Source organism: Rouxiella silvae, assembly GCF_002093625.1.
GTDB lineage: Bacteria > Pseudomonadota > Gammaproteobacteria > Enterobacterales > Enterobacteriaceae > Rouxiella > Rouxiella silvae.
In genome coordinates, this window is the sequence record NZ_MRWD01000043.1 from 1 (window position 1) to 24,361 (window position 24,361).

21 protein-coding genes are annotated in these 24,361 nt (G+C 53.5%); all 21 read left to right on the forward strand.

Annotated features, from left to right (window positions below; all coding sequences use genetic code 11):
* The first annotated feature begins 535 nt into the window (after positions 1-535).
* Positions 536-1,474 (forward strand): transcriptional regulator LrhA, encoded by a 939-nt coding sequence (gene lrhA, locus BS639_RS16765; RefSeq protein ID WP_055779175.1) that lies wholly within the window; start codon positions 536-538, stop codon positions 1,472-1,474.
* A 755-nt stretch (positions 1,475-2,229) separates the two neighbouring features.
* Positions 2,230-2,697, forward strand: a complete 468-nt coding sequence (locus BS639_RS16770; protein ID WP_055779173.1) for an NADH-quinone oxidoreductase subunit A — start codon at positions 2,230-2,232, stop codon at positions 2,695-2,697.
* Between the two features lie 14 nt (positions 2,698-2,711).
* A complete protein-coding gene (locus BS639_RS16775) occupies positions 2,712-3,386 on the forward strand; it encodes a NuoB/complex I 20 kDa subunit family protein (RefSeq protein WP_055779168.1) in 675 nt (224 codons plus the stop codon).
* 118 nt (positions 3,387-3,504) lie between these two features.
* The gene (nuoC, locus tag BS639_RS16780) at positions 3,505-5,304 is read left to right on the forward strand and encodes an NADH-quinone oxidoreductase subunit C/D (protein WP_055779165.1); all 1,800 of its coding nucleotides are present in this window, start codon (positions 3,505-3,507) and stop codon (positions 5,302-5,304) included.
* Positions 5,305-5,306: 2 nt separating this feature from the next.
* Positions 5,307-5,861, forward strand: a complete 555-nt coding sequence (gene nuoE, locus BS639_RS16785; protein ID WP_055779162.1) for an NADH-quinone oxidoreductase subunit NuoE — start codon at positions 5,307-5,309, stop codon at positions 5,859-5,861.
* A complete protein-coding gene (gene nuoF, locus BS639_RS16790; RefSeq protein WP_055779159.1) occupies positions 5,858-7,222 on the forward strand; it encodes an NADH-quinone oxidoreductase subunit NuoF in 1,365 nt (454 codons plus the stop codon). Before nuoE ends, nuoF begins: the two co-directional genes overlap by 4 nt.
* Positions 7,223-7,317: 95 nt before the next feature.
* Positions 7,318-10,044 carry an NADH-quinone oxidoreductase subunit NuoG gene (nuoG, locus tag BS639_RS16795; protein WP_055779503.1) on the forward strand — a complete coding sequence of 909 codons (2,727 nt, stop codon included), beginning with the start codon at positions 7,318-7,320 and terminating at the stop codon, positions 10,042-10,044.
* Positions 10,041-11,018 carry an NADH-quinone oxidoreductase subunit NuoH gene (gene nuoH, locus BS639_RS16800; RefSeq protein WP_055779154.1) on the forward strand — a complete coding sequence of 326 codons (978 nt, stop codon included), beginning with the start codon at positions 10,041-10,043 and terminating at the stop codon, positions 11,016-11,018. The genes nuoG and nuoH overlap by 4 nt, the downstream gene beginning before the upstream one ends.
* A gap of 19 nt (positions 11,019-11,037) precedes the next feature.
* A complete protein-coding gene (nuoI, locus tag BS639_RS16805) occupies positions 11,038-11,580 on the forward strand; it encodes an NADH-quinone oxidoreductase subunit NuoI (RefSeq protein WP_055779151.1) in 543 nt (180 codons plus the stop codon).
* Positions 11,581-11,592: 12 nt separating this feature from the next.
* Entirely contained in the window at positions 11,593-12,156 is a 564-nt protein-coding gene (nuoJ, locus tag BS639_RS16810; protein WP_055779147.1) for an NADH-quinone oxidoreductase subunit J, read from the forward strand.
* A complete protein-coding gene (gene nuoK / locus BS639_RS16815; protein ID WP_004936014.1) occupies positions 12,153-12,455 on the forward strand; it encodes an NADH-quinone oxidoreductase subunit NuoK in 303 nt (100 codons plus the stop codon). The genes nuoJ and nuoK overlap by 4 nt, the downstream gene beginning before the upstream one ends.
* Positions 12,452-14,299 carry an NADH-quinone oxidoreductase subunit L gene (nuoL, locus tag BS639_RS16820; protein WP_055779143.1) on the forward strand — a complete coding sequence of 616 codons (1,848 nt, stop codon included), beginning with the start codon at positions 12,452-12,454 and terminating at the stop codon, positions 14,297-14,299. Before nuoK ends, nuoL begins: the two co-directional genes overlap by 4 nt.
* A 29-nt stretch (positions 14,300-14,328) precedes the next feature.
* Complete coding sequence (gene nuoM, locus BS639_RS16825; RefSeq protein WP_055779139.1) at positions 14,329-15,858, forward strand: NADH-quinone oxidoreductase subunit M; 1,530 nt, start codon at positions 14,329-14,331, stop codon at positions 15,856-15,858.
* A 6-nt stretch (positions 15,859-15,864) separates the two neighbouring features.
* A complete protein-coding gene (gene nuoN / locus BS639_RS16830) occupies positions 15,865-17,322 on the forward strand; it encodes an NADH-quinone oxidoreductase subunit NuoN (RefSeq protein ID WP_055779136.1) in 1,458 nt (485 codons plus the stop codon).
* 189 nt (positions 17,323-17,511) lie between these two features.
* The gene (locus BS639_RS16835; RefSeq protein WP_084983681.1) at positions 17,512-18,039 is read left to right on the forward strand and encodes a DUF1097 domain-containing protein; all 528 of its coding nucleotides are present in this window, start codon (positions 17,512-17,514) and stop codon (positions 18,037-18,039) included.
* Positions 18,040-18,155: 116 nt separating this feature from the next.
* On the forward strand, positions 18,156-18,464 hold the full coding sequence (gene elaB / locus BS639_RS16840) for a stress response protein ElaB (RefSeq protein WP_055779130.1): 309 nt from the start codon (positions 18,156-18,158) through the stop codon (positions 18,462-18,464).
* Between the two features lie 187 nt (positions 18,465-18,651).
* Positions 18,652-20,325 carry a 2-succinyl-5-enolpyruvyl-6-hydroxy-3-cyclohexene-1-carboxylic-acid synthase gene (gene menD / locus BS639_RS16845; RefSeq protein ID WP_084983682.1) on the forward strand — a complete coding sequence of 558 codons (1,674 nt, stop codon included), beginning with the start codon at positions 18,652-18,654 and terminating at the stop codon, positions 20,323-20,325.
* Positions 20,322-21,173, forward strand: coding sequence for a 2-succinyl-6-hydroxy-2,4-cyclohexadiene-1-carboxylate synthase (menH, locus tag BS639_RS16850; RefSeq protein ID WP_084983683.1), 852 nt, complete (start codon positions 20,322-20,324; stop codon positions 21,171-21,173). The genes menD and menH overlap by 4 nt, the downstream gene beginning before the upstream one ends.
* On the forward strand, positions 21,112-21,969 hold the full coding sequence (menB, locus tag BS639_RS16855) for a 1,4-dihydroxy-2-naphthoyl-CoA synthase (protein WP_084983684.1): 858 nt from the start codon (positions 21,112-21,114) through the stop codon (positions 21,967-21,969). The genes menH and menB overlap by 62 nt, the downstream gene beginning before the upstream one ends.
* Positions 21,969-22,940, forward strand: coding sequence for an o-succinylbenzoate synthase (gene menC / locus BS639_RS16860; RefSeq protein ID WP_084983685.1), 972 nt, complete (start codon positions 21,969-21,971; stop codon positions 22,938-22,940). Before menB ends, menC begins: the two co-directional genes overlap by 1 nt.
* A complete protein-coding gene (menE, locus tag BS639_RS16865) occupies positions 22,928-24,313 on the forward strand; it encodes an o-succinylbenzoate--CoA ligase (RefSeq protein WP_084983686.1) in 1,386 nt (461 codons plus the stop codon). Before menC ends, menE begins: the two co-directional genes overlap by 13 nt.
* The last annotated feature ends 48 nt before the right edge of the window (positions 24,314-24,361 follow it).

Consider the following 24,361-nt stretch of genomic DNA (forward strand, 5'->3'; position numbering starts at 1 on the left):
CCTCAGTAATTAGTTAAGTTATTCTGATGATTAGCCCGCGAAGAATAATTTAATTAAGAGTCATTATTGGTACTCTTTTGCGATTTAACACCGGTATAATTTTATTAAGATTAATCCTAATGAACGAAATGTATATAACATTTCGGTGAAAGCAATCTGTCGAATGGGTATCTGATAAATAGATTTTGAACCTTTTAATTTCGACGATTTTTTATATTGGAAATTGCTAGCGCTATGCTGCGCCTGCTTTGGCGTGCAGGGTAAGTGCAGGGACGGCTGTTAGTGTGCGCCTATTGTAATGATTGTATTTGTCATGCTTTGTCAGTATGGAATTATATTTCTTTGAATTTAATACTTATTTGAAAAAGCGCGTTAAGGATAATCATTTGAAAATTACCTAATGGGCATAAATATTTCTCATTTCTTCATTATCTAATGAGTGAGTGCCTTCAGATCTGGTATTCTGCATTTTGCGGGAAGTTTTCCGCACTATCCAGGGTAGCTTGTTATTAGATTTTAAAAGTGAAGAAAAACTATGACAAATGCAAATCGTCCAATTCTTAATCTAGATCTTGACCTGCTAAGGACCTTTGTAGCCGTTGCTGATTTAAATACTTTCGCCGCTGCCGCCGCCGCAGTTTGTCGAACACAATCAGCAGTGAGCCAGCAAATGCAACGTCTCGAGCAGCTCGTCGGTAAAGAACTGTTCGCCAGGCATGGACGCAATAAGTTATTGACTGAACACGGTATTCAGTTGCTAGGTTATGCGCGAAAAATATTACGCTTCAATGATGAAGCCTGCACTTCCCTAATGTACAGCGACGTACAGGGCAGTGTCATTATTGGCGCTTCCGACGACACCGCAGACACTATTTTACCGTACCTGCTTAGCCGCGTGACCTCCATTTACCCGAAATTGGCTATTGATGTACGGGTAAAACGCAGTCCGTTCATGTTACCGATGTTGGAAAGTGATGAGGTAGACCTAGCCATTACCACCATCACTACCAAGGATCATCCACACATTGTGTTACGCACGTCGCCAACCTTGTGGTACTGCTCCGCCGATTTCTCCTATCCGTCGGGCGACAGCGTACCCTTAGTGCTTCTGGACGAACCGAGTCCTTATCGCTCTATGGCAATAGAACATCTCAATAAAGCCGGCATCCCGTGGCGCATTGCCTACGTTGCCTCTACGCTCTCTGCCATCCGCGCCGCCGTTCGTGCCGGTCTGGGCGTTACCGTCAGGCCTATTGAAATGATGAGTCCAGAGCTGCGCGTGCTGGGCGAGCAGGATGGTCTACCGAGACTGCCTGACACGCAATATGTGTTGTATAAAAATCAGCACTGCGATAATGACCTCGCCATGGCAATTTTCAACGCCGTGGAACAGGGCAGTGATCCTTATTCCCTTAACAATTATGCTCAACGTGCCAGCACTGACGACGAGTTTGTTGAAGCACCCAAATCCTGAGCAGTAAAAGGCTTTTTTCCTCCCCCCGAACTCGGATACCACTTCGGGGGTAGGGAAGGGGGAAAACCAAAAGGTGAATTAATAACCAACTCATAAGATTTTCTTCACGAAACTGCTATTTTAAGTGTTTTACCCTCCTCCATTCCGCCTTGATATCGTCAAGTCAGTAAACTATCACTTTGCTAAATGAGTTCTTTTTTTAACCGCCCATTTCCACAAACACTTCCATGAATTTTTTATGAAATGTATTTTTATTTTAAATTTTTAAACAAAATTCATTCAAAAATTGTCTTATTTTTTAGCAATCTTGCCAAAAACGTGTCCTAGATCAACAAATAACCCTGTTTTGTGAGTGGAAGAATGGGGTAATCCTGCGACAATAGTAGGGGTAGGTTGCTAAATCTTTGACTCCAGATAAGTTACATCCTTTTTTTTACTCTTTTGACTGACTCGATTTAGCTACCAACTATCGCATGTTGTGTTAATAAAATGCTAAAGATGTAAATTAACGTGGATATACTTTTGTCAAAGTTGACAAAAGGTTATAGAAAAGGGTAAAAAGCCCACAGTAATTCACTGGATAATCGCTTTTAAAACCCTAGAGTCTATAAGGTTGCCGCAAAAATCGGCGATTTTGGTCTCGAAGGTCCCGTGAAGACTGGTGGTTATTAATCCTTCCCTTGAATCGATGTGGCAGGCAAGTTGCCGGGCAAGAGCAAATGCAAGATGCCACTTTTGATGAGTAAGCATAGAGTATGTCAACAGCCACAGATGTCACCGCTCATAACTGGGCGCTCGCAGTTTTTCTTATTATCGCAGTCGGCCTGTGTTGCCTGATGTTGCTCGGCGCAGCTTTCCTGGGAGGGAAAGTTCGCGGACGCCACACAGAAACCCCGTTCGAGTCGGGTATTGCACCCGTTGGCTCGACGCATATGCGCCTGTCGGCAAAATTCTATTTAGTCGCTATGTTCTTCGTCATTTTCGATGTGGAAGCCTTGTATCTTTATGCATGGTCAACCTCAATTCGTGAAAGCGGATGGACCGGCTTTGTAGAAGCTGCGATTTTCATATTTGTACTTTTAGCCGGCCTGTTTTATCTGGTTCGCATCGGTGCGCTTGACTGGACTCCAATCCGTTCGAAAGGTCCTGTTAAAGCCAGCCCGGTTATTCCGAGCCCAGTCATTAAGACCAGCAATCACCCGCATGGCAATCGCCAACAATAAAGTGAGGCATCAAGATGGACTATACGCTCACGCGCTTAGACCCGAACGGTGAGAACGACCGTTACCCCCTGCAGAAACAAGAGACGGTTTCCGATCCTCTTGAGCAGGAAGTTAACCAAAGCGTGTATATGGGGAAACTCGAGCACGCGTTGCATGACGTGGTGAACTGGGGTCGTAAAAACTCGCTTTGGCCATTTAACTTTGGTCTTTCATGCTGCTACGTGGAAATGACGACCTCGTTTACCGCGGTGCATGACGTTGCGCGATTCGGTTCGGAAGTTATTCGTGCCTCACCGCGTCAGGCCGACTTTATGGTGGTTGCCGGTACATGCTTTACCAAAATGGCGCCGGTTATTCAGCGTCTTTATGACCAGATGCTTGAGCCTAAATGGGTTATTTCGATGGGCGCCTGTGCCAACTCCGGTGGCATGTACGACATCTATTCTGTGGTGCAGGGTGTTGATAAGTTCTTGCCGGTAGACGTTTATATTCCTGGCTGCCCTCCGCGCCCTGAAGCTTACATGCAGGCACTGCTTTTGCTACAGGAGTCGATTGGAAAAGAACGTCGTCCTCTCTCTTGGGTAGTCGGTGACCAAGGTGTTTACCGTGCCAATATGCAGTCTGAAAAAGAGCGCAAACGCGCCGAACGTATCGCCGTGACGAATTTGCGGACACCTGACGAGGTTTAACACTGTTCGTCAAACCTGAGGGGCAACGCCGTCAGGAAATTATTATTTAAAAATGACGGTTACAGCCAGGTGCACTTCCCCTTAGGCAACCATGACACATTTAGTGTGGTGAGAAAATATGACAGATTTAACGACGCAAGACCTCGCTCAGCCAGCATGGCAGACGCGCGATCATCTTGATGATCCCGTTATTGGTGAGCTGCGTAACCGTTTTGGGCCAGAGGCCTTTTCTGTTCAGCCGACCCGCACCGGTATCCCGGTGGTGTGGGTAAAACGCGAACAGATACTGGAAGTTATTACCTTTTTACGCAAACAGCCCAAGCCTTACGTCATGCTTTATGATCTGCACGGCGTTGATGAACGTTTACGTAACCACCGCGACGGTTTACCGGCTGCGGATTTTTCCGTTTTCTATCACCTGCTTTCTATCGAACGCAACAGCGACATTATGCTTAAAGTGGCGCTGGCTGAAAACGACCTGCATTTGCCAACGCTGACCAAGGTATACCCGAATGCCAACTGGTATGAGCGCGAAACCTGGGAAATGTTCGGTATTACCTTTGACGGTCACCCCCATCTGACGCGCATCATGATGCCTAAGACCTGGGAAGGGCATCCGCTGCGCAAAGATTATCCGGCGCGTGCGACCGAGTTTGATCCGTTCGAACTGACTAAGCAGAAAGAAGATCTCGAAATGGAAGCGCTGACCTTCAAACCCGAAGACTGGGGTATGAAGCGCGGTACCGAAAACGAAGATTTCATGTTCTTGAACCTCGGCCCTAACCACCCGTCTGCGCACGGTGCTTTCCGCATTGTGATGCAGCTTGACGGCGAAGAGATTGTCGATTGCGTTCCGGACATAGGTTACCACCACCGCGGTGCCGAAAAAATGGGCGAGCGCCAGTCATGGCACAGCTACATTCCTTACACCGACCGTATCGAATACCTCGGCGGCTGTGTTAACGAAATGCCTTACGTATTGGCGGTTGAAAAGCTGGCCGGTATCACCGTTGGCGATCGCGTTAACACCATCCGCGTCATGCTTTCCGAGCTGTTCCGTATCAACAGCCACTTGCTCTACATCTCGACCTTTATTCAGGACGTTGGCGCAATGACCCCGGTGTTCTTTGCCTTCACTGACCGTCAGAAAATTTATGACGTGGTTGAAGCAATCACTGGTTTCCGTATGCACCCGGCGTGGTTCCGCATTGGCGGCGTGGCGCACGACCTGCCAAAAGGCTGGGAACGTCTGCTGCGCGACTTCCTGGAGTGGATGCCGAAACGTCTTGATTCCTACATGAAGACGGCGCTGAAAAACAGCATTCTGGTTGCGCGTTCCAAAGGCGTTGCCGCCTACAATGCAGAAGATGCATTGGCTTGGGGCACCACCGGTGCAGGTCTGCGCGCCACTGGCGTCGCGTTTGATGTGCGTAAATGGCGTCCTTACTCCGGCTATGAAAACTTCGATTTTGAAGTGCCGGTCGGCGATGGCGTGAGCGACTCGTATTCGCGCGTGATGCTGAAAATGGAAGAGATGCGCCAGAGTCTGCGCATTCTGCAGCAGTGCCTGGATCACATGCCTGAAGGTCCGTTTAAAGCCGATCATCCACTGACGACGCCGCCGCCGAAAGAACGCACGTTGCAGCATATCGAAACCCTGATCACTCACTTCCTGCAGGTTTCGTGGGGGCCGGTAATGCCTGCCAACGAATCCTTCCAGATGATCGAGGCAACGAAAGGGATCAACAGCTACTACCTGACGAGCGATGGCAGCACCATGAGCTACCGCACCCGCGTGCGTACGCCAAGCTTCCCGCACTTGCAGCAGATCCCGTCAGTTATCCGTGGCAGCCTGGTATCAGACCTTATCGTCTATCTGGGCAGTATTGATTTTGTAATGTCAGATGTGGACCGCTAACGATGACAGATCTTAATAAAGACTCAGAGCTTCAGTATATCAACGTGTCTGCACCTGCGGCCTTTGACGCGGCGCAGAACAAGCAGAAGTTTGAGCTGAGCGCGACTGAACGTGACGCGATTGAGCACGAAAAACATCACTATGAAGATGCCCGCGCGGTCTCAATTGAAGCACTGAAAATTGTGCAGAAAGAGCGTGGCTGGGTGCCGGATGGCGCAATCTATGCCATTGCAGAAATTCTTGCCATTCCGGCTAGCGATGTAGAAGGTGTGGCGACGTTTTACAGCCAAATCTTCCGCCAGCAGGTTGGGCGTCACGTCATTCGCTATTGCGACAGCGTTGTCTGCCACATCACCGGCTATCAAGGCATTCAGGCCGCGATTGAAGAGAAGCTGAATATCAAACCGGGTGAAACTACGCCGGACGGACGCTTCACTTTGCTGCCAACCTGCTGTCTGGGCAACTGTGATAAAAGCCCGACTATGATGATCGATGAAGACACGCACAGCTACCTGAAACCAGAAGAAATCGGTCAGTTACTGGAGCGTTACTCATGAATGTCTACGGTTACACGCCAAGAGAGATTATCCGTACACCGGAAATGCATCCGCTGACATGGCGCATGCGCGAAGACCAGCAGCCGGTATGGATTGACGAATACCGCAGCAAAAACGGCTATGCCGGTGCAGAGAAAGCGCTTAAAACTTTGTCGCAGGACGAAATCGTTGCATTGGTGAAAGACTCCGGCCTGAAGGGCCGCGGCGGTGCAGGTTTCTCTACCGGTTTGAAGTGGAGCCTGATGCCGAAAGACGAATCCATGAACATCCGTTACCTGCTGTGTAACGCGGATGAAATGGAGCCGGGTACCTATAAAGACCGCCTGTTGATGGAGCAAATGCCCCACCAGCTGGTTGAAGGCATGCTGATCAGCGCCTTCGCACTGAAAGCCTACCGTGGCTATATCTTCCTGCGCGGTGAATATATCGAAGCGGCCGTGAACCTGCGTCGCGCCATCGAAGAGGCCCGAGCAGCCGGTTTGATTGGCAAAAATATTCTCGGCACCGGATTTGATTTCGAGCTGATCGTCCACACCGGCGCAGGTCGTTACATCTGCGGTGAAGAAACGGCGCTGATTAACTCACTGGAAGGCCGCCGCGCCAACCCGCGCTCCAAGCCGCCATTCCCGGCGTCTGTGGGCGCATGGGGCAAGCCGACCTGCGTGAACAACGTCGAAACGCTGTCTAACGTCCCGGCGATTTTGGCCAACGGCGTCGAGTGGTACAAAGGCATTTCAACCAGCGAAGACACCGGAACCAAGATGATGGGCTTCTCTGGTCGCGTTAAAAATCCGGGCGTGTGGGAGCTACCGTTTGGCACCACCGCACGCGAAATTCTTGAAGAGTACGCCGGTGGCATGCGCGACGGTCTGAAGTTTAAAGCCTGGCAGCCGGGTGGGGCAGGGACCGACTTCCTGACCGACCAGCATCTCGACCTGCCGATGGAATTTGCCAGCATTGGTAAAGCCGGAAGCCGTTTAGGTACCGCGCTGGCGATGGCGGTCGATCATGAAATTGGCATGGTTCCGTTGGTGCGTAACCTTGAAGAGTTCTTCTCGCGTGAGTCCTGCGGCTGGTGTACGCCATGCCGTGACGGTCTGCCGTGGAGCGTCAAGATCCTGCGTGCGCTGGAGCGCGGTGAAGGCCAGCCGGGAGACATAGAAACTCTCGAGCAGCTTTGCCGCCAGCTTGGTCCGGGTAAAACATTCTGCGCACACGCGCCGGGTGCCGTGGAGCCATTGCAGAGTGCGATTAAATATTTCCGGGAAGAATTTGAAGCAGGCATCGCCAAGCAACATTACAACAATGCGCGGGCAATTGGCGGCATACAGCCAAATAACCTGCTGAAAGAGCGTTGGTAAGCCGCTAAAAACGATGCCCGAGAAACGCGGGCAACCCGGCCAGAATTTTTGATTAACGCCTGCCGAAAGGTGGGCCTTGTGGAAGCATGCTGACTATGGCTACGATTCATGTAGACGGCAAAGAATACGATGTAAACGGAGCGGACAACCTACTTCAGGCTTGCCTCTCTCTTGGCCTCGATATTCCTTATTTTTGCTGGCATCCGGCGCTGGGAAGCGTCGGCGCTTGCCGCCAATGTGCGGTTAAGCAATACCAAAACGCAGAAGATACGCGCGGCCGTTTGGTTATGTCATGTATGACGCCTGCGTCTGATGGAACCTTTATTTCCATCGATGACGGAGAAGCCAAACAGTTCCGGGAAAGCGTCGTGGAATGGTTGATGACCAACCACCCGCACGACTGCCCGGTGTGTGAGGAGGGCGGTAACTGTCACCTTCAGGATATGACAGTCATGACCGGCCACGCCACGCGTCGCTATCGTTTCTCTAAACGTACGCATAATAATCAGGATCTCGGCCCGTTCATTTCTCACGAGATGAACCGCTGTATCGCCTGTTATCGCTGCGTGCGTTATTACAAGGACTACGCTGACGGTACCGATCTTGGCGTTTACGGCGCGCACGACAACGTCTACTTTGGTCGCCCGGAAGACGGACCGCTGGAAAGCGAATTTTCCGGTAACTTAGTAGAAGTTTGCCCGACCGGCGTATTCACCGACAAAACACACTCAGAGCGCTATAACCGTAAATGGGACATGCAGTTTGCACCCAGCGTTTGCCAACAGTGCAGCGTCGGCTGTAACACCAGCCCGGGTGAGCGCTACGGTGAACTGCGTCGCATCGAAAACCGCTATAACGGCACCGTGAACCGCTACTTCTTGTGCGACCGCGGACGTTTTGGCTACGGCTACGTCAACGCCAAAGACCGTCCATCCAAACCGATGCAGCAGCGCGGCAGTGACTGGATTGCACTCAACGCTGAACAGGCGATGCAGGGCGCGGCGGACATTCTTCGTCAGTCGAGCAAAACTATCGGTATCGGCTCTCCACGCGCCAGCCTCGAAAGTAACTTTGCGCTGCGGGAATTGGTCGGTGCTGAAAACTTCTATACCGGTATCAACGCGGCGGAGCAAAATCGTCTGGCGCTGATGCTGAACATCCTGAAAAACAGCGGGGTTCACACGCCGGCTCTGCACGACATTGAGTCCTACGATGCTGTGCTGATCCTGGGTGAAGATCTCACGCAAACTGGCGCACGCATTGCGTTGGCGGTTCGTCAGGCAGTCAAGGGTAAAGCCCGCGCTATGGCAGCGGCCCAACGCGTTGCCGACTGGCAGATTGCGGCTATCCAGACCATCGGACAGCACGCCAAGCATCCTCTGTTTGTGACCAACGTTGATAACACCCGTCTCGATGATATTGCCGCTCTGAACTACCGCGCACCGGTTGACGAGCAGGCACGTTTCGGTTTCGCCATTGCCCACGCTATTGACGATGCGGCTCCGGCGGTCACCGACATCGACGAAAGCCTCAACAAGAAAGTCGACATGATTGCGCAGGCATTAACTGGCGCAAGAAAACCGTTGATTATTACCGGCACTAACGCAGGCAGCGACGCGATTATTTCTGCCGCAGCCAACGTGGCGAAAGCCCTGAAAGCGCGCGGTCTTGACGTCGGCATCACCTTCGTGGCCTCTTCTGCCAACAGCATCGGTCTGTCGATGATTGGTGGCGGCAATCTCGACGACGCACTTGGCCTGCTTTCCAGCGGCGGCGCAGACAGCGCTATCGTCATGGAAAACGACCTGTATCGTCAGGCACCTGAATCTGTCGTTGACGAGGCACTTTCGAAGGTTCAAAACCTGCTGGTCGTTGACCACCAGCGCACCCGTATTATGGATAAGGCCAGCCTTATCCTGCCGGCCGCAAGTTTCGCTGAAAGCGACGGTACGTTGGTCAATCAGGAAGGCCGCGCACAGCGTTTCTTCCAGGTTTATGACCCGGCGTACTACGACAACAGCATCGTGATGCTTGAGAGCTGGCGCTGGATGCACTCGCTGCATTCCACCATCAACAGCCGTCACGTTGACTGGACTCAGCTGGATCACGTCATTGAGGCCTGCGTTGCGGCTCTTCCGCAGCTTAAAGGTATGATTGACGCTGCGCCGGATGCTTCCTTCCGTATTCGTGGTCAGAAACTGGCGCGTTCACCGATTCGTTCAAGTGGACGTACCGCCATGCGCGCCAACATCAACGTGCACGAACCGCGTCAGCCGCAGGACAAAGACACCATGTTTGCCTTCTCGATGGAAGGTAACAACAGTCCTTACGCGAACCGTCAACAGGTGCCGTTTGCCTGGGCTCCGGGCTGGAACTCACCGCAGGCATGGAATAAATTCCAGGCCGAAGTGGGCGGTAAACTGCGTCACGGCGATCCGGGTGTGCGTCTGATTGAAGCAGGCGAGGGCACTCTTGAGTACTTCAGTGAAATCCCTGCGGCCTTTGCTGCACAGGAAAATCACTGGCGCGTTGCCCCTTACTATCACCTGTTTGGTAGTGAAGAGATGTCTCAGCGTTCGAACGTTATCCAACAGCGTATGCCACAGCCTTACGTGATGGTTAACCCGGCCGATGCCGCTGCACTTGGCGTTAATCAGGGCACTCAGGTTGAATTCACCTGCGGTGGACAAACTCTGACTCTGCCGGTTCGTCTGAGCGAGACCCTCAATAAAGGACAAGTTGGCCTGCCGCTGGGCCTGCCGGGAATTTCTCCGGTGCTGGTCGGCGCAACGGTTGAGAATCTGCGGGAGGCAACCCGATGAGTTGGTTTACACCAGAAGTTATCGACACCATTATCGCCGTGGTTAAAGCGGTGGTGATCCTGTTGGTCGTCGTCACCTGCGGAGCCTTTATGAGCTTCGCAGAACGCCGCCTGCTGGGCCTGTTCCAGAACCGATACGGACCTAACCGCGTCGGCTGGGGCGGCTCGCTGCAGTTGGTTGCCGACATGATCAAAATGTTCTTTAAAGAAGACTGGGCGCCAAAGTTCTCTGACCGGGCCATCTTTACGCTGGCACCGATGATTGCTTTTAGCTCCATGCTGATGGCGTTTGCGATTGTACCGGTTGCACCGACCTGGTACGGCGCCAACCTCAATATCGGCATTCTGTTCTTCCTTATGATGGCGGGCTTAACGGTTTACGCCGTGCTGTTTGCCGGTTGGTCAAGCAACAACAAGTACTCCCTGCTGGGCGCAATGCGCGCCTCGGCACAGACGCTGAGCTATGAAGTGTTCCTCGGCCTGTCACTGATGGGGGTGGTTGCACAAGCGGGGTCATTTAACCTGCAGGACATTGTTCATGCGCAAGAGCACATGTGGAATATCATTCCGCAGTTCTTTGGCTTCTTGACCTTTGCGATTGCCGGTATTGCCGTGTGTCACCGCCATCCGTTTGACCAGCCAGAAGCCGAGCAGGAGCTGGCCGATGGTTACCACATCGAATATTCCGGCATGAAGTTTGGTCTGTTCTTCGTCGGTGAATACATCGGTATTGTGACCGTATCTGCACTGATAGTTACGCTGTTCTTCGGGGGCTGGCAGGGGCCATTCCTGCCACCGTTCATCTGGTTTGCGTTGAAAACCGCTTTCTTCATGGTGATGTTCATTTTGTTACGTGCCGCTTTACCTCGTCCTCGTTACGATCAGGTGATGTCATTTGGCTGGCGCATTTGCCTGCCGCTGACCTTGCTGAATCTGCTAGGCACCGCGGCCGTCATTTTGTACAACGCAAATTAATATAAGGGGTGATTGAACCATGACATTGAAAGAACTAGTGGTTGGTTTCGGCACCCAGGTTCGCAGTTTGTGGCTGATAGGTATGCATACCTTCGCCAAACGCGAAACCTTGATGTACCCGGAAGAACCTGTTTATCTGCCGCCTCGTTACCGTGGCCGCATTGTGTTGACGCGCGATCCTGATGGAGACGAGCGCTGCGTAGCCTGTAACCTTTGCGCGGTAGCCTGTCCCGTAGGCTGTATTTCACTACAGAAAGCCGAGATGAAAGACGGTCGTTGGTATCCGGAGTTTTTCCGTATCAACTTCTCGCGCTGCATCTTCTGCGGACTCTGTGAAGAAGCCTGCCCAACAACGGCGATTCAGCTGACGCCGGACTTTGAGTTGGGCGAGTTCAAACGCCAGGATCTGGTGTATGAGAAAGAAGACTTGTTGATCTCTGGACCCGGTAAGTATCCGGAATATAACTTTTACCGGATGGCCGGTATGGCAGTTGACGGCAAAGCGAAAGGCGAAGCCGAGAACGAAGCCAAGCCGATCAACGTCAAAGGTCTCATGCCTTAAGGAGCCGCGAGCATGGAATTTGCATTTTACACTGCAGCCCTGGTGGCCGTGTTGGCGACGTTGCGAACAATCACGCACACCAACCCGGTTCACGCGCTGCTGTACCTGATCATTTCACTGCTGGCTATCGCCGCCGTGTTCTTCTCGCTCGGGGCCTACTTCGCCGCAGCGCTGGAGATCATCGTTTACGCCGGTGCCATTATGGTGCTGTTCGTGTTCGTGGTGATGATGCTGAACCTAGGCAGCGTGCAGGAACAAGAGCGAGCCTGGCTGAAACCCTCGACCTGGATTGGGCCTTCGATTCTGGCCGTGGTGCTGCTGGTGGTGATGATTGCTTCCATCACCGGTCTGCACGATCAGGGCATCAAAGGAACAATGGTTGACGCGAAAGCGGTGGGCATTGCGCTGTTTGGCCCTTACGTACTGGCGGTGGAGTTGGCGTCAATGCTGCTTCTGGCCGGTTTAGTGGTGGCCTTCCACATCGGACGTGAACACAAGCCGGGCGAAGTGCTCGGCAACGCATCCGCTGCACCGGTCAAAGAGATGGCAAAAAGAAAAACGGAGGAGAGAGCATGATCCCTCTACAGCATGGCCTGATCTTGGCCGCAATCCTGTTCGTGTTGGGACTGACCGGGTTACTGGTACGACGTAACCTGTTGTTTATGTTGATCAGCCTTGAAGTCATGATCAACGCGGCGGCGCTGGCCTTTATTGTGGCCGGCAGTTATTGGGGGCAGGCAGACGGACAGGTGATGTATATCCTGGCTATCAGTCTGGCGGCAGCGGAAGCCAGTATCGGCTTGGCCTTACTGCTGCAACTCTATCGTCGTCGTCATACCCTGAATATCGACACTGTCAGTGAGATGCGCGGATGAACCTATTATATTTAACCATTTTGTTCCCGCTGATCGGCTTCCTGCTGTTGGCCTTTTCTCGCGGGCGTTGGTCAGAAAACACGTCAGCTACCGTTGGCGTAGGCTCGATTGGCCTAGCCGCTTTGGTGACGCTTTACGTTGGCATCAATTTCCTTAGTCAAAAGGCTACCGGCGTTCAGGTGTTTAACCAAACCCTGTGGAACTGGATGCAGGTCGGTGATTTCAACATCTCCGCCACGCTAACGCTCGACGGCCTATCGATGACCATGCTGTCTGTGGTGACCGGCGTAGGTTTCTTCATCCACATGTTTGCTTCATGGTACATGCGCGGTGAAGAGGGCTATTCACGCTTCTTTGCTTATACCAACCTGTTTATCGCCAGCATGGTGATTCTGGTACTGGCAGACAACCTGTTGCTGCTGTATCTCGGTTGGGAAGGGGTAGGGCTGTGCAGTTACCTGCTGATTGGTTTCTACTACACCAATCCTGAGAACGGCGCGGCAGCGATGAAGGCCTTTATCGTGACCCGCGTAGGTGACGTGTTCCTGGCCTTTGCGCTGTTCATTCTTTATCGCGAATTGGGCACGCTCAACATTCGTGAACTGATGATTCTGGCACCGCAGAAGCTGGCCGTTGGCGATACCGCGATTACCTGGGCAACTCTGATGCTGTTGGGCGGTGCCGTAGGTAAATCGGCACAGCTGCCGCTGCAAACTTGGTTGGCGGATGCGATGGCCGGTCCTACACCGGTTTCTGCTCTGATCCATGCCGCGACGATGGTCACCGCCGGTGTCTATCTGATTGCCCGTACCCACGGTCTGTTCCTGATGGCGCCTGAGATTCTGCATTTGGTCGGCATTATTGGCGCAGTGACGCTGGTTCTGGCGGGCTTTGCGGCGCTGGTGCAAACCGATATCAAGCGCGTGCTGGCCTACTCGACCATGAGTCAGATTGGCTACATGTTCCTGGCGCTGGGCGTTCAGGCGTGGGACGCCGCCATTTTCCACCTGATGACCCACGCGTTCTTCAAGGCGCTGTTGTTCCTCTCCTCCGGCTCGGTAATTCTTGCCTGCCACCACGAGCAGAACATCTTCAAAATGGGCGGCCTGCGCAAATCGATTCCACTGGTTTATGTCTGCTTCCTGGTGGGCGGCGCAGCGCTGTCGGCCTTGCCAATCATCACTGCCGGCTTCTTCAGTAAGGATGAAATTCTGGCCGGTGCGCTGGCAAACGGTCATCTTAATCTGCTGATTGCCGGACTGGTTGGTGCGTTTATGACCTCGCTGTATACCTTCCGCATGATCTTTATCGTCTTCCACGGCGAAGAGAAGATTAAAGCCCATGCCGGTAAAGGGATTACCCACCACTTGCCGCTGCTGGTGCTGCTGGTTCTGTCTACCTTCATTGGCGCGATGATCGTTCCGCCACTGCAGGGCGTGTTGCCGGGTACTACCGAGCTGCCGCACGGTACGGTATTAACGCTTGAAATTACTTCGGGTGTAGTGGCTATTGTCGGCATTTTGCTGGCCGCAGCGTTGTATCTCGGCAAGCGTACGCTGGTTAACAGCATCGCAAAAAGCGCACCGGGACGCTTCTTCACGACCTGGTGGTTCCATGCCTGGGGCTTTGACTGGCTGTACGACATGATTTTCGTGAAACCTTATTTGGCTATCGCGAAACTCCTGCAGCGCGATCCGTTGAACTCGCTAATGAACTTCCCTGCACTGTTTGCCCGTCTGGGTAACCGCGGGCTGACATTGAGTGAAAACGGACAGACGCGTTGGTACGTCGCGTCTATGGGATTGGGTGCAGTCGTCGTTTTAGCGCTGTTGCTGGCGATTTAACATAGTAAAAACATAGGGACCTATACGCCATGCTATTACCTTGGCTAATTCTTATCCCCTTTATTGGCGGACTGCTGTCTTGGCAGACTGAGCGCTTCGGAAGCAAAGTACCGCGCTGGATAGCTCTTATCGCGATGGGGCTGACTTTGGCACTTTCCCTGCAACTCTGGTTGCAGGGGGGTTATTCATTAACCGCACCTGTGGGTATTCCTCAATGGCAGTCAGAGTTTTCTCTGCCGTGGATCCCGCGCTTTGGCATTGAATTCCATCTGGCTCTGGATGGTCTTTCGCTGCTGATGGTTGTGCTGACCGGCCTGCTCGGTTTGCTGGCTATTCTCTGCTCGTGGCGCGAAATCCAGAAGTATCAGGGGTTCTTCCACCTGAACCTGCTGTGGATACTTGGCGGCGTGATCGGCGTGTTCCTGTCCATCGACCTGTTCCTGTTCTTCTTCTTCTGGGAGATGATGCTGGTTCCGATGTACTTCCTGATTGCGCTTTGGGGTCATAAAGCGTCTGACGGTAAAACGCGCATCAGCGCAGCAACCAAATTCTTCATCTATACCCAGTCCAGTGGTCTGGTGATGTTGATTGCGATTTTGGGACTGGTGTTTGTGCACTACAACGCGACCGGCGTGTGGACCTTCAGCTATGAGCAACTGCTGAAAACGCCAATGTCGGAACACGTTGAGTACCTGCTGATGCTGGGCTTCTTCATTGCTTTCGCGGTGAAAATGCCGGTCGTGCCGTTGCATGGTTGGTTGCCGGATGCGCATAGCCAGGCACCTACCGCGGGTTCGGTTGACCTGGCCGGTATCTTGCTGAAAACCGCGGCCTACGGCATGTTGCGCTTCTGCCTGCCGCTGTTCCCACATGCTTCACACGAGTTTGCCCCGATCGCGATGTGGCTGGGTGTGATTGGTATCTTCTACGGCGCCTGGATGGCGTTCGCACAGACTGATATCAAACGCCTTATTGCTTACACCAGCGTGTCACACATGGGCTTTGTTCTGATTGCCATTTACACCGGCAGCCAGCTGGCCTACCAGGGCGCAGTGATCCAGATGATTGCGCACGGGCTTTCCGCAGCCGGTATGTTCATTATCTGTGGCCAGATTTACGAACGCCTGCATACTCGTGACATGCGCCTGATGGGCGGCCTGTGGGGGCGCATCAAATACCTGCCTGCACTGTCGCTGTTCTTCGCGGTGGCAACGCTGGGTATGCCGGGTACCGGTAACTTTGTAGGTGAATTCATGATCCTGTTCGGCAGCTTCCCGATTGTGCCGGTGATCACTGTGATTTCGACCTTCGGCCTGGTATTTGCCTCGGTTTATTCGCTGGTTATGATGCAGCGTGCATACTACGGCGCGCCTAAGTCGGACCAACCCTTGCAGGGTATGACGGGGCGTGAGCTCTCAATCATCCTGCTGCTGGTCGTGTTGCTGGTGCTGCTCGGGGTTTACCCGCAGCCTATCCTCGATACCTCACACGCAGCGATGAGTAATATTCAGCACTGGTTCGGGTCATCAGTTTCATCAATTTCAACGACAAGGCCGTAATTCGCCATGACATTTACTCCTCAAAATCTGATCGCACTGTTACCACTGTTGATCGTCGGATTGACGGTGGTATTGGTGATGCTGTCCATTGCGTGGCGACGCGACCATTTCTTTAATGCCACACTGACAGTCATTGGCCTGAACATCGCGCTGATTTCGCTGTATTTTGTTGCTCAAGTGGGGCCACAGGATGTGACTCCTCTGCTGCGCATCGACGGTTATTCAATGTTCTACATTGCATTGGTGCTGTTGGCGAGCCTAGCTACCTGTACGTTCGCGTACCCGTGGCTGGTGGGTTATCCGGATAACCGTGAAGAGTTTTACCTGCTGGTGTTGATAGCGGCAATGGGCGGTATTTTACTGGCCTGTGCTAATCATCTTGCCTCAATGTTCCTGGGGATTGAACTGATCTCCCTGCCATTATTTGGTTTGATAGGCTATGCGTACCGACAGAAACGCTCGCTGGAAGCCAGTATCAAATACATGCTGCTTTCGGCTGCTGCGTCTTCGTTCCTGCTGTTTGGTATGGCACTGCTGTACGCACAGTCCGGTGACTTGTCGTTCATGGCGCTGGGTAAAAACCTCAGCGATGCCGTGATGCACGAACCACTGCTGTTGGCAGGCTTGGGCATGATGATCGTTGGTCTGGGCTTCAAGCTGTCTCTGGTGCCTTTCCACCTGTGGACACCGGACGTTTATCAGGGCGCGCCTGCACCGGTATCAACCTTCCTGGCCACCGCCAGCAAGATTGCGATTTTTGCCGTAGTGATGCGCTTGTTCCTTTATGCACCGGTTGCCAACAGTGAAGCTATCCGCGTCGTGCTGGGCATTATCGCCTTCTGCTCGATTCTGGTCGGTAACCTGATGGCCATCAGCCAAAGCAATATCAAACGTCTGCTGGGTTACTCTTCAATCGCGCATCTGGGTTACCTGTTGGTCGCGCTGATTGCCGTACAAACCCATCAGCTATCGATGGAAACCGTGGGCGTTTATCTGGCAGGTTACCTGTTCAGCAGCCTGGGTGCCTTCGGCGTGGTAAGCCTGATGTCTAGTCCTTACAGCGGTCCGGATGCAGAATCACTGTTCTCCTACCGCGGTCTGTTCTGGCACAAGCCGATTCTTTCGGCGGTAATGACGGTGATGATGCTGTCATTGGCGGGCATTCCAATGACGCTGGGCTTCATCGGCAAGTTCTACGTTATTGCAACCGGCGTGACCGCGCATCTGTGGTGGTTGACCGGTGCAGTGGTGGTGGGCAGCGCGATTGGCCTTTACTACTATCTGCGCGTTACCGTTAGCCTGTTCCTGAGTGCGCCGGACCGACTGGTGCGCGATACGCCTTCCAACTGGGCGCTTACCGCCGGCGGTGTCGTAGTCCTTATCTCCGCAATTCTGGTACTGGTACTGGGTATCTATCCGCAGCCGCTTATCTCGCTGGTTCAGTTGGCTCAGCCTCTGATGTAACGTTGGTTAAGTGACCTTAAAAACCGTACGTCTTTGATGTACGGTTTTTTTTTGCCTTGAGCAGGCATATTAAATTTTGATGAATTTATATTAATTTCGTCAGTAAAACGCCTGTAAATATTTCATTTTGTAATTTCGAGTGTAGAATCTGCACTTTATTTTTCGGTCGTATTGACTGGGGACTTTGCAATGAATGTTTTATTTACGATTGCCATAACGACAGGGCTTCTTTCAGGGATTTGGGGCTGGATTGCGATTACGCTTGGCCTGATTGGCTGGGCAGGTTTTCTGGGTTATGCCGCCTGCTTTGCTTCACCGATAAGCGGTTTTAGAGGTTTTTTGATCACCGCATTGACCTGCTGTAGCGGAGTGTTTTGGGGCGAAATGATTAAAACGGGCAGCGCCCTACGCCCCGAATGGAGCATTTTAGGCTACGTAGTTATTGGACTGGTTGGGTTTGCCATGTGCATGCAGTCTACGTATCAGTGGCTGGCCTTTCTCCCCGGGACCTTTATTGGCGCCAGTGCGGCACTTGCCAGCCCTCAAAACTGGCAGACAGTCATTGTCTCGCTGCTGCTTGGGTTGATATTTGCCTACGCCATGAAACTGAGCGGAATGTGGCTATTGCACAAGCAGCAGGCGCTTAGCGAGGCGCGATTAAAAGCCAAAACTCCGCCGGTGGCTTATTCTGTAGTATCAGGGTCAGAAGGTTCTTAAAAGGCTGAATCAGGAGTATTTAGTTGCCACTCGGGGCAGCAACTCGGTCGAAAGTAGGCTAGGGTTAAAGACATCGAGTGCAATAACTCGCTGAATCACACAACAAGGAGAACAGAATGGCTAACCAATTCGAACCACAGCAAACCAGTCTTGATGACGATCTCAGAATGCTTAGCGAAACGCTGGAAGAGGTGCTTAAATCTTCAGGTGATAAAGCGGATGAGAAGTATATCGAAATAAAGAGTCGAGCCGAGCAGGCGTTGAATGACGTGCAATCACGTCTGAGTTCGGCGACAGATTCTTACTGTGCTAAGGCGAAAACCGTGGTCCGTCAGGCCGATTCCTACGTGCATGACAAACCTTGGCATGGCGTAGGTGTGGGTGCCGCGGTAGGCCTGGTTATCGGGCTGCTGCTGCGCCGCTAAAGGGTCAACGTTATTTTGATGAACGTAGTCCCATTAATGAGTTAGCATCACCAATGAGACAGCTTAGGCTGTCTCTATTTTTTTAACCTTTTTCCCTCTTAAAACCTCCTTTTGATCTGCAACAGCATCTGACATCAGTTAACCGCGCATAATTCTGCTATCAAGCAAATTGAGCGGAGAGCAGGCTATGTCGGTGAGTGCATTTAACCATCGCTGGGCGAGCGTCATTCTGGAAGCTTTGGCACGTCACGGCGTTCGCCACGTCTGTATTGCTCCCGGTTCACGCTCAACTCCTCTTACGTTGGCCGCCGCGGCTCATGCGCATTTTATTTGTCATACCCATTTCGACGAGCGCGGATTAGGGCACTTGGCACTGGGGCTTGCCAAAGGCGCCGGCGAACGTGTGGCAGTCATTGTTACCTCGGGCACCGCCGTGGCGAACCTTTATCCAGCCGTTATTGAGGCCGGTCTTAGCGGTGAAAGGCTGATAATGCTGACCGCCGATCGCCCGCTCGAGTCTATCGACTGCGGGGCTAATCAGGCCATTTCACAGCCGGGTATTTTCTCCTCTCACGTCACCGATGCCTTAAATTTACCCACGCCGACGTCGACGATTGCCGCCCGCTGGCTGGTGTCGGCAATCGACGACCTGATCGCCCGTCAAACGCACGGTGCAGTCCATATTAACTGCCCGTTTGCCGAACCGCTTTATGGTGAATCGGACGAGGAAGATGCGGCGTGGAGTGACGCGCTCGGTGACTGGTGGCAAAACAGTAAGCCCTGGTTGCAGCAGTCGGTCCATTTTCAGCCGCCGTTGCTACACGACTGGGAGAGTGGGTGTCAAAGGCGCGGGGTAGTGATTGCCGGATGTTTGAGTGTGCATGAAGGAAAGCAGGTGGCGCAATGGGCAGCAACGCTCGGCTGGCCACTGCTGTCGGATGTACAGTCGCATAGCGGACAGCCTCTCGCCTGTGCGGATTTGTGGTTGGCGAATCCCAAGGCGCAGTCATCATTACAGCGCGCAGAACTGGTGGTTCAGTTTGGCAGTCGCCTGACCAGCAAGCGTTTGTTGCAGTGGCTGTCATCCTGTCAAGTAACAGAATATTGGCTGATTGAAGACCGGGCGGGGCGTTTGGATCCTGCACATCATCGTGGGCGACGTATTGTTTCACCGATTGGCCCTTGGTTGAGTCAGCATCCTGCATTAGCCCGCCCTCCGTGGGCAGAATCACTGGCCAGTCTCTCTTCTATGGCCAAATCCTGCGTTGAGCAACGTTTAGCTACACAGTTTGGTGAAGCACAGGTGGCCAGCCGAATTGTCGAGCTGTTGCCGCCGCACGGACAGCTATTTTTAGGCAACAGTTTGGTGGTGCGAATGGTCGACGCCTTTGCCCAACTGCCTGTTGAATATCCGGTATTCGCTAATCGCGGTGCCAGCGGTATTGATGGCCTGCTGGCGACTGCCGCCGGTGTGGAACGCGCCTGCTGTAGGCCGACGCTTGTCCTGCTGGGAGACCTTTCCGCTTTGTACGACCTCAACTCTCTGGCCCTGCTACGCCAAAGCTCTGCTCCGATGGTCATCCTGTTGGTCAATAATCAGGGCGGGCAAATTTTCTCTCTGCTGCCAACGCCGTTGGCTACCCGCCAGCGTTTTTACTGCATGCCACAGCAGGTTGATTTCCGCCACGCCGCCGCCGCGTTCGGTTTGCAGTACGCCAGCCCCGAAAGCTGGTATGCACTGCTTCATGACGTCACTCAGCGCTGGAAGCTCGGGGGCGTTACGTTGATTGAGCTTAAGGTAGCCCCCACCGCAGGCGGTGAAGCATTGACGCAGCTGTTGCAGCAGGTGAGCGAATTATGACCCTTTCCTGCGCGCGTATTAACGGCGACACCTTTGATGACACGCGTCCCTGGCTGGTTTTTTTGCACGGATTTCTGGGCAACGGCGCAGACTGGTGTTCCTTACTCAAGCATCTCGCACACTGGCGCTGCCTGCTGGTCGACCTTCCGGGGCACGGCGCATCGGCACACGTTACCGCCGCCGGATTTGCCGACCTGAGTCAGCGTTTGAGTTGCACGCTCAAGCAGCATGGAATCAGTCAATATTGGCTGATCGGCTATTCTCTCGGCGGTAGAGTCGCCCTTTATCACGCCTGCCACGGGGAACATTCTGGCCTGCAGGGGCTGGTTATTGAAGGCGGGCATCCCGGGCTTGAAACCGTATCGCAAAGGCAGTCAAGGCAGCAGCACGATCGTCGCTGGTGTGAAAAGCTTCAGCGGATGCCGCTGCAAAATTTTCTCGCGCAGTGGTATCGGCAGCCGGTGTTTCACGACCTGTCTGCCGCACAGCGCACCTCGCTCATTCAGCTGCGGCTGGCCAATGATCCCCTACGGCTCGCCGCGATATTTACCGCGACCTCGCTGGCGCTGCAGCCTGATTTACGTCCACAAATCCGCAAACTGTGTGTTCCCTATCTTTGGCTGTGTGGCAGCGAAGATGAAAAATTCCTCTCGCTTGCCCGTCGCTCGAACCTGCCGATCACTGCCATAGAGGGAGCCGGTCACAATGTTCATCGGGCGCAGCCGGCACTGTTTGCCCATCGTCTGACTGAATTTATTTACTTAAACCGTTTAAATGAGAACCGAGATGACTCCTATCGACCAGAAATGCCTTTATGCGCCCCTCAGCTGGCTCGACTGCTCGGCTGATTTTGAAGATATTCGCTATCATAAATCGGCTGACGGTATGGCTAAAATCACGATTAATCGTCCCGAGGTGCGCAATGCCTTTCGTCCGTTGACGGTCAAAGAGATGATGCGAGCAATGGAAGACGCCCGCTACGATGACAGCATCGGGGTGATTATTTTAACCGGTGAGGGGGATAAAGCCTTCTGCGCGGGCGGCGACCAAAAGGTGCGCGGCGACTACGGTGGCTATCGTGATGACAGCGGCGTGCATCATCTGAACATTCTGGATTTTCAGCGCCAAATTCGGACTTCTCCAAAACCGGTGGTGGCGATGGTCGCCGGATATGCCATCGGTGGTGGACACGTTTTACATATGATGTGTGATATCACGCTGGCCGCAGACAACGCAATGTTTGGGCAAACCGGCCCTAAAGTGGGATCGTTTGACGGCGGTTGGGGGGCGTCGTATATGGCACGCATCGTTGGGCAGAAAAAAGCCCGTGAAATCTGGTTTCTCTGCCGGCAGTACGACGCGGTCGCCGCGCTGGATATGGGATTAGTGAACAGCGTAGTGCCGCTGGCCGAGCTTGAAAAAGAAACTGTCCGCTGGTGTCGAGAAATCCTGCAAAACAGCCCGATGGCGCTGCGCTGTCTGAAGGCGGCCCTTAACGCCGACTGCGACGGACAGGCGGGTCTTCAGGAGCTGGCGGGTAACGCGACCATGCTGTTTTACATGACTGATGAAGGTCAGGAAGGGCGCAACGCATTCAATGAAAAGCGCGCGCCTGATTTCAGCCGATTTAAACGTAATCCTTGATGCGCCGCGCAAAAGTGTACCGCTACTCGCTGCCCATGGACGCCGGAGTCGTGCTGCGCAATCAGCGACTTAATACCCGTGAAGGCTTGCTGGTTCAGCTTTGGCATAACCACCGGTCAGGGTGGGGAGAAATAGCGCCGCTGCCCGGTTTTAGCCCAGAGTCTTTAGAGCAGGCGCAGCTGGCGCTTCTACCGCTGCTCGACCGATGGCAACGAGGCGAGGCGTTTCCTGATTGCGTATTGCCGTCTGTGGACTTTGGCGTGAGCTGCGCCTTGGCAGAAATTGACGGCTCGCTGCCTGCGCCGTTCGACACGCGACGCGCAGTGATGTGCCACGGGGATCCTGACGAATTGCTGTTCCAGCTCAATGCGCTGGCAGACGGTAAGCTGGGTAAGGTAAAGGTCGGACTGTATGAGGCGGTGGGTGATGGCTTAAACGTCAGTTCAATGCTTGAGGCGATTCCTGATCTGAAGTTGCGCCTTGATGCTAACCGCAGTTGGAGCCCCGATCGGGCCGCGGCCTTTGCGCGCTATCTTTGTGCCGAGCAGCGCAGGCGTATCTGTTTTATTGAGGAGCCTTGCCATACCCCACAGCAATCGCTGGAATTTGCCGACGCCACCGGCATTGCAATTGCCTGGGATGAAAGCCTACGTGAAGCAGGTTTTATGTTGCAGAGGCAGTCCGGCGTGGCGGCCATTATCGTCAAACCTACTCTCACCGGCAGTATTGACGTCTGCCGGCGGCAGATAGCCGAGGCACAAAGTTTGGGGATACAAGTGGTTATCAGTTCCAGTCTTGAATCCAGCCTGGGGCTGAGCCAATTGGCGCGGCTCTCCCGCTGGCTGTTACCGGACAGTACGCCGGGGCTTGATACTCTACATCTGATGCAAGCTCAGTTGATGCGCCCTTGGCCGGGCAGTACGTTGCCGTTAATAACGGCCGATGCGCTGGAGGTAATATGGCAGCAATAAACGACTGGCCTTGGCACCACTGGCGGCGGCGTTCACCCAATGCGGCGGCCATTTTTCTGGCAAACAAAACACTGACGTGGGCAGAATTGGCCCGTGAAATCGACCATAAGTCGGCTGAATTTAGCGCTCAAGGCGTTCGGGCCGGGGAGGCAGTGGCACTGATCGGTGATGTGCGTGGTAATAACGGATTCGACTTATTGCTGGCTTATCTTGCCCTGTTACAGCTCGCCGCGTGCTGTTTGCCGCTGAATCCTCAGCTTGCCGCAGGCACGTTACCAGCATTGCTCACACGCTTGGGTATTTCCCGCCTAATCGATTTAACCCATGAAGTTATCCGACCCGAAGTCGTGGCGCAAAAGGCCACACTATCCCATCAGCACGCTGCGGTGTGGTCACCGGCAAGAGCGGCCACGCTGACCCTAACCTCGGGGTCTAACGGTTTACCCAAGGCGGCGGTGCATACACTGGCGGCGCATATTGCCAGCGCCGAGGGCGTGGTTGAGCTGATGTCTTTCACGCATCAACACCGCTGGCTGCTCTCGCTGCCGTTGTTTCACGTTTCGGGGCAGGGTATTGTCTGGCGCTGGCTCTCGGTTGGCGCGGGGTTAGTACTCAGCGATGGCCGCCCTTTAGCACAGGCGTTGCAATGCAGCACTCATGCATCCTTGGTGCCGACCCAGCTGTGGCGTTTGCTTGAGAGCAGCGCCTCGGCGGCAGGTTTGTGCGATGTGCTGCTTGGCGGGGCCGATATTCCGCCTGCACTTATTCAACGCGCCGAGCGGGTAGGTATTCGCTGCTGGTGCGGATACGGCATGACCGAAACGGCATCCACTGTTACCGCCAAGCGCGCCGATGATTTGCCTGGTGTGGGAAATCCGTTAAAAGGGCGCGAGGTCCGAATCGTTAATCAGGAAATTCAGCTGCGCGCGACTTCAATGGCGCTGGGCTATTGGCTACAGGGCAGATTGCAGCCTCTGAATGAATCCGGCGGTTGGTTGCGCACGCGCGACGGCGGCGAGTGGCAAAACGGCGAGCTGAACATTAACGGCAGGTTGGATAATCTGTTTTTCAGCGGCGGTGAAGGTATTCAGCCGGAAGAGGTAGAGCGGATTTTGCGGGAGCATCCACGGGTTAATTCGGTATTTATTATCCCCGTTGACGACACGCAATATGGCCAGCGACCGGTGGCAGTTATCGACGGGGAGGAGGGTCCCACGCTCACCGAATTAATGGATTGGGCGCGCGTGAAACTGGCAGGTTTTCAACGGCCAATTGCCCTTTTTACGCTGCCTGAAGATCTACAGCGTGGCGGTATAAAAGTGTCTCGACGCGACGTTCTGCACTGGGTTAGGGCAAAATACGTCAATCGATAACCTTGGTTAATATTGTGTTACCGATAACTAAATAGCAGGCTATGGAAA

What these genes read in the sequence shown, in the direction of transcription:
- BS639_RS16835 (WP_084983681.1), top strand. Translation starts at nt 17,512, where the DNA reads ATGAATGTTTTATTTACGATTGCCATAACGACAGGGCTTCTTTCAGGG.
- nuoJ (WP_055779147.1), top strand. Translation starts at nt 11,593, where the DNA reads ATGGAATTTGCATTTTACACTGCAGCCCTGGTGGCCGTGTTGGCGACG.
- nuoE (WP_055779162.1), top strand. Translation starts at nt 5,307, where the DNA reads ATGACAGATCTTAATAAAGACTCAGAGCTTCAGTATATCAACGTGTCT.
- nuoM (WP_055779139.1), top strand. Translation starts at nt 14,329, where the DNA reads ATGCTATTACCTTGGCTAATTCTTATCCCCTTTATTGGCGGACTGCTG.
- nuoH (WP_055779154.1), top strand. Translation starts at nt 10,041, where the DNA reads ATGAGTTGGTTTACACCAGAAGTTATCGACACCATTATCGCCGTGGTT.
- menH (WP_084983683.1), top strand. Translation starts at nt 20,322, where the DNA reads ATGACCCTTTCCTGCGCGCGTATTAACGGCGACACCTTTGATGACACG.
- nuoN (WP_055779136.1), top strand. Translation starts at nt 15,865, where the DNA reads ATGACATTTACTCCTCAAAATCTGATCGCACTGTTACCACTGTTGATC.
- menE (WP_084983686.1), top strand. Translation starts at nt 22,928, where the DNA reads ATGGCAGCAATAAACGACTGGCCTTGGCACCACTGGCGGCGGCGTTCA.
- menB (WP_084983684.1), top strand. Translation starts at nt 21,112, where the DNA reads ATGACTCCTATCGACCAGAAATGCCTTTATGCGCCCCTCAGCTGGCTC.
- lrhA (WP_055779175.1), top strand. Translation starts at nt 536, where the DNA reads ATGACAAATGCAAATCGTCCAATTCTTAATCTAGATCTTGACCTGCTA.
- menD (WP_084983682.1), top strand. Translation starts at nt 18,652, where the DNA reads ATGTCGGTGAGTGCATTTAACCATCGCTGGGCGAGCGTCATTCTGGAA.
- nuoG (WP_055779503.1), top strand. Translation starts at nt 7,318, where the DNA reads ATGGCTACGATTCATGTAGACGGCAAAGAATACGATGTAAACGGAGCG.
- nuoC (WP_055779165.1), top strand. Translation starts at nt 3,505, where the DNA reads ATGACAGATTTAACGACGCAAGACCTCGCTCAGCCAGCATGGCAGACG.
- nuoF (WP_055779159.1), top strand. Translation starts at nt 5,858, where the DNA reads ATGAATGTCTACGGTTACACGCCAAGAGAGATTATCCGTACACCGGAA.
- menC (WP_084983685.1), top strand. Translation starts at nt 21,969, where the DNA reads ATGCGCCGCGCAAAAGTGTACCGCTACTCGCTGCCCATGGACGCCGGA.
- BS639_RS16770 (WP_055779173.1), top strand. Translation starts at nt 2,230, where the DNA reads ATGTCAACAGCCACAGATGTCACCGCTCATAACTGGGCGCTCGCAGTT.
- BS639_RS16775 (WP_055779168.1), top strand. Translation starts at nt 2,712, where the DNA reads ATGGACTATACGCTCACGCGCTTAGACCCGAACGGTGAGAACGACCGT.
- nuoI (WP_055779151.1), top strand. Translation starts at nt 11,038, where the DNA reads ATGACATTGAAAGAACTAGTGGTTGGTTTCGGCACCCAGGTTCGCAGT.
- nuoL (WP_055779143.1), top strand. Translation starts at nt 12,452, where the DNA reads ATGAACCTATTATATTTAACCATTTTGTTCCCGCTGATCGGCTTCCTG.
- nuoK (WP_004936014.1), top strand. Translation starts at nt 12,153, where the DNA reads ATGATCCCTCTACAGCATGGCCTGATCTTGGCCGCAATCCTGTTCGTG.
- elaB (WP_055779130.1), top strand. Translation starts at nt 18,156, where the DNA reads ATGGCTAACCAATTCGAACCACAGCAAACCAGTCTTGATGACGATCTC.